Raw genomic sequence first — 12,461 nt, forward strand, 5'->3', positions numbered from 1 at the left:
GCATTGGACCGTCTGCTGCAGATACTACGATGATAGCACCATCCATTTGTGCTGCACCTGTGATCATGTTTTTAACGTAGTCAGCGTGGCCTGGAGCGTCGATGTGGGCATAGTGTCTATTTTCTGTTTCGTATTCTACTACAGAAGTGTTGATTGTGATTCCACGTTCTCTTTCTTCTGGTGCCTTATCGATGTGTTCGTAGTCTACGTATTCACCTGTACCGTATTTTTTGTTTAGGGCTTGAGTGATTGCTGCTGTTGTTGTTGTTTTACCGTGGTCTACGTGGCCGATTGTACCAATATTAATATGTGGTTTGCTTCTTTCAAATGTTTGTTTGCTCATTTAATCCTCCTAATATACTCATATAGTCTATAATACCATAAAGCTAACAAAAATTCTATTAATTTTATTATACCAGATAGATTTTTATATTAAAATATATTATTAATAAAATTTCCCCACAGAAATTTGCTTTTTATTTTTTATGGTGTACAATTATATATGTGCCACTTTAGCTCAGTAGGTAGAGCGCTTCCATGGTAAGGAAGAGGTCCTCGGTTCAATTCCGGGAAGTGGCTCCATTTTTTTGCCCAATTTTATATGGATTTAAATAAAAAACGCTTATCAATTACTATTCACACAGCTTTTCAAAAACTAAAAAACGCCCCTACATTTAAAAACTAGCTAAAGTTTCTAATTGAAGGGGCGAATTTTTCGATTTTATTTTTTCTTACTTAGACAAGACCCATAAAGTATTCAACACTAATTGCAACTATTACTACTAGAAGAGATATAATAAATCCGTGAATCATTGGGTTAATTCCTGATTTTTTCATTTCATTGAATTTTGTATTAAGTCCAATTGCCGCAAGGGCAGCTACCATTAAGAACTTACTTATGTTTTTGAGTAAGTCTGATGTTTCTGGTCTAAATGCACCAGCTGAGTTTAAGCCAACCATTAGCAAAAATCCTAGTATAAAATATGGTAATATTGATGTGATGGATAGTTTCCTACTTTCACTTGTAGAACCTTCTTTTTTCTTGATGTGATTATTGATTAGTGAGAATATAATCACGGTTGGAATTATAGAAAGAGTTCTAGTTAGCTTAACCATAACAGCGAAGTCCCCTGCTTTTTCTGAGAAAGCAAATCCTGCCGCTACAACACTTGATGTATCATTTACAGCTGTTCCTGTCCAAAGACCGTAAGCAATGTCGCTAAGTCCTAAAGCCTTACCCATTATTGGAAATAAGACTATCATAAGCATATCAAATAGAAATGTAGCACTCATGGCATAGGCTACGTCTGTATCTTCTGCATCTATTACTGGAGCAATCGCAGCTATTGCAGATCCTCCACAGATTCCTGTTCCTGCTGATATGAGATTACTCATCTTCCAATTTAGGCCTAAGGCCTTTCCAATAAAATGACCCAAGCCAAAACATGTAGCTAAGGTAAAGACCATTACATAAATAGATAATCTACCTACATTTAGGACCATCCTTATATTTAGGGATGCTCCCAAAAGAATTATTGCAAATTTAAGTAATCTTTTTGATGTAAACTTGATTCCATCACTTAATATTCCATCAGTATTTATGTAATTGTTTAGGAACATTCCTATAAATAAAGCAATTACAGATCCTCCTATTAGATGCATAGGTAGGATGTTTTCAATAAATTTCGCTATAATAGCAATGAAAATCGCCAAGACAAAGCCTGGTATTATTGTTCGTATTCTTTTCAATTTTTCCTCCTTTAAATAGCATTAGTATTATATCATATTTATTTAACTTAAGGGTATAAATATAAGGAAATAAATATGGAGGTAAATATGAAATGGGAAGATAGAAGACGATCTTCTAATGTCAATAGAGGATCCAAGGCTCCTATAGCTGTAGGAGGAGGCATTGGTGGAATCGTAATTATGCTACTCTTATATTTTTTGGGAGTTGACCCTAGTGTAGTAACTAATGATAATCAACAAGTAAATCAAAACACACAAATAGAATCAAGTGAAGTCTCAAAGGAAAGAGAAACCCTAGAAGACTTCTTGTCAGTAATTCTTGCTGATACTGAAGATGTTTGGCATGAGAAGTTTGAAGAAAAAGGCGGTATCTATCACGAAGCACAGATGACCCTCTATCAGGATACGACAAAAACTGGCTGCGGTATTGCCCAATCGAGGATGGGGCCCTTCTATTGTCCAGTAGATAAGACGGTCTATTTCGATGTCTCCTTCTACGATGATTTAAAGAGCAGATTTGGAGGCGGTGGGGACTTTGCTCTTGCCTATGTTCTAGCCCACGAGGTAGGCCACCACGTCCAAAATGAACTTGGTATTATCAAGCAGACTAATGACTTAAGACAGAGATTATCAGAGAAAGAGTACAATAAAGTTTCTGTAGCCCAAGAGCTTCAGGCAGATTATTTTGCAGGACTTTTTGCCTATTATGTAAAGGAAAAGGGCTATCTTGAAGAAGGAGATATAGAAGAGGCTATAAATGCAGCTTCAGCGATTGGTGATGATAGGATCCAGGAAATGGCAGGTCGTGATGTAGACGTTGATTCCTTCACCCACGGATCTAGCGCCCAAAGAAAAGAAGCCTTCGACCTTGGCTTTAAATATCACGATATAGATCATTCTATGAAGTTTTTTGAGGATTTGAATATATAGGACAGGTGGATTATAGTCCACCTGTTTTTATATTCGGAAATACTACTTTTTAGCTATAGGCAAAACATTAAGTAGTTTAGGATTTTTAGAAAATTATATCCTTACAAATTTGTGATTTTAGATCTTTCTTTATATTTTATCAATTCCCTTTTATCATCGCCTGGCAATTATTCTAGCAGAAGATTTTCCTTAACTGCCTGGATAAATTTAAAATCAAACCACTAGAATCGTCTGACTTAATACATGTAAAGCTCCATAATATTTATAGTCACGGATTAAAGTTTGTTATCAAATAATTTCTTATAGGCTAAGATAGTAAATTCACTCTAAAATATATAAATTTCCCAATAAAAAACTTGCGCTAAAAAGCACAAGTCATCTTAATCTTTATGTAAACAAACTGGGCACAAACCCCTGTATATTACCTCTACATTATCTATTTCGTATTCCTTAAGCTCTTCAGGATATTCTAAGTCATCGACATCCAAATCTTCTATAAGACCACATGACTCACAGATAAAATGACCGTGGTTGGTCTTTTTGAACTCATACCTCTTGCTAGACATATTAAAGTCAAGTTCCTTGACTAGTTTATGCTCAACTAAAAGATTTAGGGTGTTGTAGACTGTCGCCTGACTTATAACCGGATCCACTTTCTTTAAATCCTTATAGATTGTATCTGCCGTAGGATGGGTAGGATTCATTATTAGATAATCAAGTATCAGAAGCCTTTGGTGTGAAACCCTTATATTGTGGTTTGCTAAAAGCTCTCTGAGTTTGGGTAATCTTTGATTGTATTCTTCATTTCTCAGCTCATTAATAATCTTTTCCACCATTTGCCTCTTTCTAATATTAGAATAGTTCTATATTACTAATATACTTATTTTTATCAAATTGTCAAATAAGCAAAATAAAAGACCCTCAAAGAGGGCCCTTCTACTTAAATAGATTAAGCAAGTTCTACTTCAGCACCAGCTTCTTCTAGTTTAGCTTTTAGTTCTTCAGCTGCATCTTTAGCAACGCCTTCAGCTACTGCTTTTGGAGCTGCATCTACAAGTGCCTTAGCATCTTTTAGTCCAAGTCCAGCTGCGTCTTTAACAACTTTGATTACGTTGATTTTAGCTGATCCTGCTGATTTAAGAATTACGTCGAATTCTGTTTTTTCAGCTGCTGCTGCTTCACCTGCACCTGCTGCTGCTACTGGAGCTGCTGCTACTGCTGCTTGAGCTGTTACGTCGAATTCTTCTTCGATTGCTTTTACTAGGTCAGATAGTTCTAGTACTGTAAGTTCTTTGATTTCTTCTAATAGGTTTGTTACTTTTTCGCTTGCCATTATTATATTCTCCTTTAATGTTTATATTTTATTATTCGCCTGCTTGTTCTTTTTTCTCACGTACCGCATCAAGAGCAATTGCAATCTTAGATACTGTGTTGTTAAGATCTCCTGCAAGTCTTCTGATTGGTGCTTGTAGTACGTTAGCTAGCATAGAGTGTAGTACATCTGTTGGTGGTAATGTAGCAATTGCCATCATTTGTTCACCAGTTTGGAAGTTTCCTTCAACAACTCCTGCCTTAAGAACTAATTTTTCTTTTTCTTCGTCGCCTTCTTTAGTGTAATCAACTGCTACTTTTGGTCCGTTAACTAAGTCTTCGTTTGAGAAGATTAGTGCGTTTGATCCCTTAAGTTCGTCAATGAGTTCTTCATATCCTAACTCTTGGAAGGCAAATCTCATCATTGTGTTCTTGTAAACTTTGTATTCAGCATTTTTTTCTCTGAACTTGTTACGTAGGTCTGTAATTTCTTTTACATCCATACGGTCAAATCCAACTAATGTTACTGATTGTGCGTTTTCGATTTTTTCTTTAATCTCGTTTACGACTTCTTGTTTAGCTGCTATAGCTTTCTCGCTCACTATTTCACCTCCTATAGGCTTTGGTAGGTATATAAAAATCCCCACATCAGGCAGATTAATCCTGCCTACATCGGTGGGGATGTAGATTCTTCTTCCCACCTATACGCAATAATTAAACATTTCTGTCTGCGTAGTCTTTGGTAGCCTGTTTATTTGACTTATTTATTATATCACAAAATAATTTTTTTGCAAATTTATTTTTCAACTAAATCCATAGCTCTTGCTGGAGATAATTTGATTCCAGGTCCCATAGTTGATGCAAGAGTAACTGATTTCATGTATTTACCCTTTGCAGCAGCTGGTCTTGCCTTTGCAACAGCTGTTAGTAAGCTTCTGATGTTTTCAGCTAGTTTTTCTTTTCCGAAAGATACTTTACCTGTTGGTACGTGGATAAGGTTAGCTTTGTCTGTTCTGTATTCTACCTTACCAGCTTTGATCTCTTCGATAGCTTTTTTAACATCTGGTGTAACAGTTCCAGTTTTTGGGTTTGGCATTAAGCCTTGTGGTCCAAGTACTCTACCAAGTCTTCCTACAACTGCCATCATGTCAGGGGTAGCTACTACAACGTCAAAGTCTAGCCATCCTTCGTTTTGGATCTTAGCTGCTAGATCTTCTCCACCTGCATAGTCAGCGCCTGCTGCTAGTGCTTCGTCGATTCTATCTTCTTTAACGAAAGCTAAAACCTTTTGAGTTTTACCAGTTCCATGAGGAAGGATTACTGTTCCTCTTACTTGTTGGTCAGCGTGTCTGCTATCTACTCCAAGTGAGAAGTGTAATTCTACTGTTTCGTCAAACTTAGCACTTGCTGTTTTTTCAATTATATCTAAAGCTTCGTCTAGTGTGTATTCTTTTGCTGAATCGAAAGATTTTTTCGCTTCAATATATCTTTTTCCTCTTTTAGCCATTTAATTCCTCCTGTGGTCTACGATTTATATCTCCCACTAATCTTCTACAGTAACTCCCATACTTCTTGCTGTTCCAGCTATCATGCTTACAGCTGCTTCTAAGCTAGCTGCGTTAAGATCTTGCATTTTTGTCTTTGCAATTTCTTCAAGTTGGCTTCTCTTGATTGAACCAACCTTGTTCTTGTTTGGTTCTCCAGAACCTTTTTGAAGATTGATAGCTTTTTTGATTAATACTGGTGCTGGTGGTGTTTTTGTAATAAAGTCAAATGTCCTATCCGCATAAATAGTCATTTCTACCGGTATAATCATTCCAGCTTGGTCTGCTGTCTTTGAATTAAATGCTTGCACGAATTCCATAATATTGATTCCGTGTGGTCCGAGTGCTGTACCTACTGGTGGTGCTGGAGATGCAGCTCCTGCTGGTACTTGTAGTTTTACTAATGCTTTTACTTCTTTATCTGCCATTTTTACCTCCTTGTGGTTTTGCGGGCCAAGCCCTCCCACTAACTTCGACAGTTACTAAATAGTTTCGATATCTGTAAAATCTAGATCTATAAGGGTATCTCTACCAAACATATCTACAAAAGCTTTGATAGAGCCTTTTTCCTTATCAACTTCTTCAACCTTAGCTACGAATCCTTCAAACGGACCGCTTATGATATTTACATCATCGCCAACATTGACATTGATATTAAGGATAGGCGCCTCATCCTTAACTCCGAACTTTCTAACTTCTGCTGGAGTTAGAGCAACTGGTTTTCCGTCTGGTCCTACAAATCCTGTAACACCTTGGGTATTTCTGATGATATACCAGCTTTTGTTAGTGATATTCATCTTAACCATTACATATCCTGGAAATAGCTTTCTAGTTTTTACCTTCTTAGTATCATTTTTTACTTCAACATACTCTTCTGTTGGCACTGTAACTTCTAAGATATCAGGGTTTTGTTCATTGTCAATCATCATTTGTATCTTGTCGTTGACTCTGTTTTCATAGCCTGTATAGGTATGCACTACATACCATCTGGCATTTTCCTTGATAGCTTCTAAGTCTCTATCCTTAGATTCTTCTGTTGAAATTTCTTTATCTTTTGATAAATTTTCTTCTTCTTTGTTTTCTGAGAAATCGTAAGAATCTGTCATTTCACACCTACATTATGATTTGAAGTAGGGCTTGGAATACTTGATCAAGTAGCCAAATTGCCAAAGCTGTTATCGCTGAGATTGCAATTACTATCCAAGAATACTCAAATGCGGTCTTCTTTGTCGGCCATTGAATCTTCTTAAATTCTCTTGATACGCCAGAAAAGAAAGAATCCTTTTTCTTAGCCATATATGCTCCTACTTTGTTTCTCTGTGAACAGTGTGTTTTTTACAGAATGGGCAATATTTCTTTAGCTCTAATCTTTCGCTATGATGTTTTTTGTTTTTTGTTGTATCATAGTTTCTGTTTTTGCATTCTGTACATTCCATTTTTACTTTATCTGCCATAAAACACCTCCTATAAATTTATACGGATACTTCCATACAGGGTATGATAATACCACTATTAGGCAGTTTTGTCAAAGATTTTTATTGGTTTTGTGAAAGTTTTTCGTAGAATTTTTTCCTTCTTTCTATAAGAAACTTTCTCATATCCTCTATGTCATGGTTGGAAAAGCATTGGTCTTCATAATCTAATAAGATATCTTCTATATCCTCTAGCTCAAAAACCCCCTCGTCATACATCTTTCCCAAAAGCTCTTCGTCCTTGTCATAGTAGAGTTTGGGAGGATAATCTATAAGCTTTGATGTATCTACTGTTATGAATGACTCCTTGGCATAAACTTTATTTCCAACGACGAGAACAGCTTCTCTTATATCTATTTCTCTTCCCGTCCTAAAATCCTTCATTATATACTTAGACCCAAATCCGTAATTTTGTCTACGATTTCATTTACAGAACTTTCTGCAATCTCATCTGTCTCAGCTTCTACCATAACTCTAATTAGTGGCTCGGTTCCGCTTTTTCTGACCAAGACCCTACCGCTATCTTGTAATTTATCTTCTACTTCTTTGATTTTTTCTTGGACTTCTTTGTTTCCTAGGGTTTCTTCCTTATCTTTTACTTTAACATTGACAAGCTTTTGTGGATAGATTTTTAAGTCTCTTCTTAGGCTTGCTATGTCAGTTTTTTCTTCAATCATTGCTTCCATTAACTTAAGAGATGTTAATATTCCATCACCTGTATTGGCAAACTTCTTATAAATGATGTGGCCTGATTGCTCTCCACCTAGTTCGTAGCCATTTTCATCCATACAAGCATGAACGTATTTATCACCTACATCAGTTTTAACATAGTCGATTCCCAATTCATCGAAAGCCTTGTATAAACCAATATTACTCATCACTGTAGTTACAACAGTGTTAGAGTTTAGCGCGCCTTCTTTTTTCATGTGTTTGGCAGATATATAAAGGATAGAATCACCATCGATTACTTCTCCCTTATTATCTACTGCTATACATCTATCAGCATCTCCGTCAAAGGCAAAGCCTATGTCAAGTTTGTTGTCTACTACGAATTTTTGGAGATTTTCTATATGGGTTGAGCCTGCATCCTTGTTGATATTAAAGCCATTAGGATCAGCATTTATTACAAAAGTATCTGCTCCTAGGGCGTCATAGACGGGTTTAGCTATAGTAAAGCTTGCCCCATTTGCACAGTCAAGTCCCACCTTGATTCCTTCAAAAGATCTGGTCACAGTTTGGATAAGATAGGCAATATATCTATTTCTTCCTCCAATAAAGTCTACAGTTCTTCCTATATTTTCATCAACTGCAAGATCAATATCTTCGATATCGCTATCTATATATTTTTCTAGCTCTTCTAGGAAAGAATCTTCCATCTTCTCCCCTTCGCTGTTTATAATCTTAATCCCATTGTCATAGTAAGGATTGTGGCTTGCTGTAATCATGATCCCACAATCGAAGTCTTCTGTCTTTGTTATATAAGAAACAGAAGGCGTTGGTGTTACGTGCATGAGGTGGGCGTTTGAACCTGATGAAGTAATTCCTGCAGAAAGAGCAGCCTCATACATATAAGAACTTCTTCTTGTATCCTTACCTATAAGGATTTTTCCATTTCCATTTTTATTTTTCGAGAAATAATCTCCAATAAATCTTCCTATTTTAAAAGCATGGTATACATTAAGGGACTTGTTAGCTTCTCCCCTAAATCCATCCGTACCAAAATATTTCATATATATCTCCTTTACACGCTTAAGTATATTGTTCGTAAATATTATACCCTTTCGATAAATAAGAAAAAATTTGGGTAGCTATTATATAAGGAGGAATAGATGAGTTTTAAGAATTTAAATAATGAAAAATTATATATAAATGGAGAATATATCGAAAGTAAGTCCAATGAATGGATTGAAGTTGAAAATCCTGCAACAGGAGAGATAATAGGAAAAGTGCCTAAGGCTACTGCTAGCGAGATAAATCTCGCATGTGATGCTGCATATGAAGCCTTTAAGGGATTTTCCAAGACTAGTCTTGAGGAAAGAATTTCTTATATTGAAAAGTTTAAGAACTGGCTAATAGATCATGAAGATGAGATTATGGATACAATCCTTAAAGAGCTTGGAGTTCCTATAAAAATCGCAAAGCCTGGTCAGTTTGATAAGCAAATCCAAAGGATAGATACTTTTATAGACCAAGCAAGATTAATAGATTATAAAATCGAAATGAATGGAGGATTTGTAAGAATGGAGCCAATCGGAGTTGTAGCAAGCCTTACTCCTTGGAACTATCCTCTAGGTCAAATCATAATGAAGATTATTCCTGCAATACTTATGGCTTGCCCTGTAGTAGAAAAGCCAGCTTCAGATACACCTCTTACTGCATATTTCGTAGCCAAGTCCTTCGATGAGATAGGTCTTCCTAAGGGAGTCTTCAATCTTATAACAGGATCTGGTGCCGAAGTTGGAGATATACTAAACACAAACCCTCATGTAGCTATGGTCTCCTACACAGGAAGCCTTGCCGGTGGATCAGCTTCTGCCAAAAACGCTATGGATACTGCAAAGAAGGTAGTCCTAGAGCTTGGCGGAAAGTCTCCTGGGGTATTTGTTAGAGGTTGTAATAAAGAAGACGGAGTTAAGCAAGTTCTCGACAGAGTCTATCTTAATGTAGGTCAAACCTGCTCTTGCCTATCTAGGGCTATAATAACAGAAGATATCTACGACGAGGTCCTAGAAGAATTTCTAAAGCAATATGACAATTATCCAGTGGGAAATCCAGAAGATGAGTCTACTGTTGTAGGAACACTTTCAAGTCAGAAGCAATTTGATAAGGTTAAATCCTATATCGAAGAAGGCCTTAAAGAAGGTGCACATCTTCTAAGAGGAGAAGTCCCTCAAGAAAGCGAAGTAGGCTATTATGTAAAACCTGCAATATTTACTGATGTTAAGCCAGGTATGAAAATCCACGATGAGGAAATCTTTGGTCCAGTTCTTTCTATAATTAAAGTTAAGGATAAGAATGAAGCAATTGAGGTCGCTAATGCAGTAGACTTCGGCCTATCTTCAGCAGTTTTCGGAAATGAAAAAGAAGCATTGGAGATAGCCTATGAAATAAAGGCTGGAGATGTCTATGTCAACTCCTTTGGAGGAAGCCCAGAACTTCCATTTGGAGGTTACAAACAATCAGGAGTCGGCAGAGAAGGTGGACGATTTGGACTAATGGAATATCTAGAGCCTAAATCAATCCATACAGCTTAGTTACAAGGGAGGGTTTCATCCCTCTTTTTTATTTGCTATAATTAAAGTATGAAGAAATTAGATTACCTACCAAGAACAAATATAAAAATGATACATGTCGATAGGTCTTACTCCTTTGGAGTGGACTCCATAATACTGGGAGATTTCGCAAGGATGAAGAAAGGTAAAACAGCCCTTGATATAGGAGCAGGCTCTGGTGTCCTTTCTTTTCTAACAAACTCCCTCTATCAGCTTAAGAAAGTCTATTCAGTCGAGATCCAAAAGGATAAGGCAGATCTTTTAAGAGAAAATATAGGCTTAAATAATATAGAAAATATCGATCTTATCAACGAGGACCTAAATAATATTGACTTTAAGGAAAATTCTCTTGATTATATAATTACCAACCCACCCTACTATAAAATTACCGACAATATAAGAAATAAGGAAGAGGAGTTTCTTATATCTAGGCAGGAAAAATACTTGAAGCTCGAAGATATCTTCGCCTTTTCTAACAAGACCCTCAAGGATAAGGGAAAGCTTTTTATGATTCACAAACCTGAGAGGATGGTAGAGATTTTCAATAAGTCGGGCAATCTCAAGCCTAAGAGGGTTCGTTTTGTAGAATCAAGGGTATACGAAAAACCCCAGTTTATCCTAGTAGAATTTGTAAAAAACGCAAGGGATGGGCTAAAGATAGAGGATCCTTTAGTCATATATGAAGGAAGTTCCTATTCAAAAGAAATGAAACAAATAAATGATTTGGACTAAGGAGGTTTTATGGATTATCAAATATATTTTGTACCTACACCAATTGGAAATCTGGAGGATATGACTATTAGGGCCATTAATGTCCTTAAGGAAGTGGATGTGATAGCTTGTGAAGATACAAGGGAATCGAGAAAGCTTTTAAACTACTACGACATAGATAAGCCCCTCACCTCCTATCATAAGTTTAACGAATCAGCCAAGTCTATAGATATTATAGAAGAAATAAAAAAAGGGAAGACCTACGCTGTAATTACCGACCAAGGTATGCCAGGTATATCTGATCCAGGCCATATACTCATCAAAAAATGTATAGAAGAAGATATTACCTACACCATTCTTCCTGGAGCAAGTGCCATAATCACAGCCCTTGTTGGGTCAGGCCTAGATAATGACAAGTTTTCCTATTATGGCTTTATACCAAAAAAGTCAGCTGATAGGAAAATATTTTATGAAAACCTAAAAAATGAAGAAAAGACCTCTATTATCCTAGATACTCCTCACAATTTTGAAAAGACCCTAGCTGATTTTAAGGAACTTTTCCCTAGGAGGAAACTTGCTATCGCAAGAGAGCTTACAAAAAAGTTTGAAGAATATAGACAAAGTCTAATCTCTGATATAGATATAGAAGATGTGACCTTGAAGGGAGAGTTTGTTCTAATACTTGAAGGAGGAGAAAGGAAAGAAGAATCTATCGAATCCTACAAGGATGAAATACTAAAATCTATAGAAGAAGGCAAACGCACCAAGGAAATCGTAAAAGAAATCAAGAAAAAATCAAACCTTGGCAAAAACGAAATCTATGACTATGTTTTGGAGCTAAGTAAATGAGAAGAAAAGATAGAGAAAAAGATAAGACTTTTGCCCTAGGGATAATCGATAAAGTAAGTTTTGGCGTAATGACAATTGTTGATGATGGCTACTCTATCCCCCTTAGCTTTGCGAGAGACGGAGATTACCTTTACTTTCACGGGGCAAAAATAGGAGAAAAGAACAGACTCTTAGAAAAAGAAAACCATGTAAGAATAGTCTTTGTAGGAGATAATTACCTGCCCGATCCAATTAGGCAAGAAGAAATCATGAAGGAGCCAAAAAAGCTCGCTAAGCTTTTTACCTTAAAATACGAGTCGGCAATAGTTGAGGGGACTTGCTCTCTAATAGAAGATAAAAAAGAAAGAGACCTGGCCCTTACCCTCATATGTAAGAAATTCTACCCAGATCTAGATGATTATATAAAAATGGCTGTCGATATGAATGGTGATATTACTGCTTGTTATAAAATAAAAATAGAAGAAATTAGCGGAAAATCAAATATAAATTAGGGGACTTTCGTCCCCTCAGACTGTAGACAAAGTAGATGAAAAACACAAATTCGTCTACTTTTTCTATGCGGCAAACGCTTAAATCAAGCCATCTTTGGGTATAAATATACTAAAGATGGAGGAAGTTATGCT

Annotated in this window: 17 protein-coding genes and 1 tRNA gene; 6 read left to right on the top strand and 12 right to left on the bottom strand. The window is 36.4% G+C overall.

Features of this window, described 5'->3' with window-relative positions:
* Positions 1-343 (bottom strand): GTP-binding protein (locus MRZ08_RS01705; protein ID WP_297378613.1); only part of this gene is annotated, 343 nt, incomplete at its 3' end.
* A 163-nt stretch (positions 344-506) separates the two neighbouring features.
* Here MRZ08_RS01705 and MRZ08_RS01710 point away from each other — a divergent pair.
* Positions 507-582 (top strand) — tRNA-Thr (locus MRZ08_RS01710).
* 153 nt (positions 583-735) lie between these two features.
* On the opposite strand, the gene MRZ08_RS01715 is transcribed toward MRZ08_RS01710, so the two are convergent.
* Positions 736-1,749 (bottom strand): putative sulfate exporter family transporter, encoded by a 1,014-nt coding sequence (locus MRZ08_RS01715; protein ID WP_297378616.1) that lies wholly within the window; start codon positions 1,747-1,749, stop codon positions 736-738.
* Between the two features lie 87 nt (positions 1,750-1,836).
* Between MRZ08_RS01715 and MRZ08_RS01720 the strand changes: the two genes are divergently transcribed.
* Complete coding sequence (locus MRZ08_RS01720) at positions 1,837-2,679, top strand: neutral zinc metallopeptidase (RefSeq protein WP_297378618.1); 843 nt, start codon at positions 1,837-1,839, stop codon at positions 2,677-2,679.
* A gap of 380 nt (positions 2,680-3,059) precedes the next feature.
* Here MRZ08_RS01720 and MRZ08_RS01725 read toward each other — a convergent pair whose 3' ends face one another.
* The 10 genes from MRZ08_RS01725 to glmM all read right to left on the bottom strand — a co-directional run bounded on the left by MRZ08_RS01725 (position 3,060) and on the right by glmM (position 8,736).
* The gene (locus MRZ08_RS01725) at positions 3,060-3,512 is read right to left on the bottom strand and encodes a Fur family transcriptional regulator (RefSeq protein ID WP_297378646.1); all 453 of its coding nucleotides are present in this window, start codon (positions 3,510-3,512) and stop codon (positions 3,060-3,062) included.
* A 116-nt stretch (positions 3,513-3,628) separates the two neighbouring features.
* Positions 3,629-4,012: a 50S ribosomal protein L7/L12 gene (gene rplL / locus MRZ08_RS01730; RefSeq protein WP_297378621.1), complete on the bottom strand. Its 384-nt coding sequence runs from the start codon at positions 4,010-4,012 to the stop codon at positions 3,629-3,631.
* A gap of 31 nt (positions 4,013-4,043) precedes the next feature.
* Positions 4,044-4,592 (bottom strand): 50S ribosomal protein L10, encoded by a 549-nt coding sequence (gene rplJ / locus MRZ08_RS01735; RefSeq protein WP_297378624.1) that lies wholly within the window; start codon positions 4,590-4,592, stop codon positions 4,044-4,046.
* 194 nt (positions 4,593-4,786) lie between these two features.
* A complete protein-coding gene (rplA, locus tag MRZ08_RS01740) occupies positions 4,787-5,497 on the bottom strand; it encodes a 50S ribosomal protein L1 (RefSeq protein WP_015778074.1) in 711 nt (236 codons plus the stop codon).
* A 36-nt stretch (positions 5,498-5,533) separates the two neighbouring features.
* Entirely contained in the window at positions 5,534-5,962 is a 429-nt protein-coding gene (rplK, locus tag MRZ08_RS01745; RefSeq protein ID WP_015778075.1) for a 50S ribosomal protein L11, read from the bottom strand.
* Positions 5,963-6,016: 54 nt separating this feature from the next.
* Positions 6,017-6,640 (bottom strand): transcription termination/antitermination protein NusG, encoded by a 624-nt coding sequence (gene nusG, locus MRZ08_RS01750; protein ID WP_297378629.1) that lies wholly within the window; start codon positions 6,638-6,640, stop codon positions 6,017-6,019.
* Between the two features lie 7 nt (positions 6,641-6,647).
* Positions 6,648-6,830, bottom strand: a complete 183-nt coding sequence (gene secE, locus MRZ08_RS01755; RefSeq protein WP_297378631.1) for a preprotein translocase subunit SecE — start codon at positions 6,828-6,830, stop codon at positions 6,648-6,650.
* Positions 6,831-6,838: 8 nt separating this feature from the next.
* The gene (gene rpmG, locus MRZ08_RS01760) at positions 6,839-6,988 is read right to left on the bottom strand and encodes a 50S ribosomal protein L33 (protein ID WP_004836270.1); all 150 of its coding nucleotides are present in this window, start codon (positions 6,986-6,988) and stop codon (positions 6,839-6,841) included.
* 81 nt (positions 6,989-7,069) lie between these two features.
* On the bottom strand, positions 7,070-7,390 hold the full coding sequence (locus tag MRZ08_RS01765; protein WP_297378634.1) for an aspartate 1-decarboxylase (aspartate alpha-decarboxylase): 321 nt from the start codon (positions 7,388-7,390) through the stop codon (positions 7,070-7,072).
* On the bottom strand, positions 7,390-8,736 hold the full coding sequence (glmM, locus tag MRZ08_RS01770; RefSeq protein WP_297378636.1) for a phosphoglucosamine mutase: 1,347 nt from the start codon (positions 8,734-8,736) through the stop codon (positions 7,390-7,392). The genes MRZ08_RS01765 and glmM overlap by 1 nt, the downstream gene beginning before the upstream one ends.
* A gap of 99 nt (positions 8,737-8,835) precedes the next feature.
* Between glmM and MRZ08_RS01775 the strand changes: the two genes are divergently transcribed.
* From MRZ08_RS01775 to MRZ08_RS01790, 4 genes are read left to right on the top strand one after another with little or no spacing between them, the layout of a single operon-like run.
* Entirely contained in the window at positions 8,836-10,260 is a 1,425-nt protein-coding gene (locus tag MRZ08_RS01775) for an aldehyde dehydrogenase family protein (protein ID WP_297378638.1), read from the top strand.
* Between the two features lie 48 nt (positions 10,261-10,308).
* A complete protein-coding gene (locus MRZ08_RS01780) occupies positions 10,309-11,010 on the top strand; it encodes a methyltransferase (RefSeq protein WP_297378640.1) in 702 nt (233 codons plus the stop codon).
* Between the two features lie 9 nt (positions 11,011-11,019).
* On the top strand, positions 11,020-11,838 hold the full coding sequence (rsmI, locus tag MRZ08_RS01785; RefSeq protein WP_297378642.1) for a 16S rRNA (cytidine(1402)-2'-O)-methyltransferase: 819 nt from the start codon (positions 11,020-11,022) through the stop codon (positions 11,836-11,838).
* Positions 11,835-12,329, top strand: a complete 495-nt coding sequence (locus MRZ08_RS01790) for a pyridoxamine 5'-phosphate oxidase family protein (RefSeq protein ID WP_297378644.1) — start codon at positions 11,835-11,837, stop codon at positions 12,327-12,329. Before rsmI ends, MRZ08_RS01790 begins: the two co-directional genes overlap by 4 nt.
* Positions 12,330-12,461: the final 132 nt, after the last annotated feature.

It is taken from the genome of Anaerococcus sp. (assembly GCF_022770135.1).
GTDB lineage: Bacteria > Bacillota > Clostridia > Tissierellales > Peptoniphilaceae > Anaerococcus.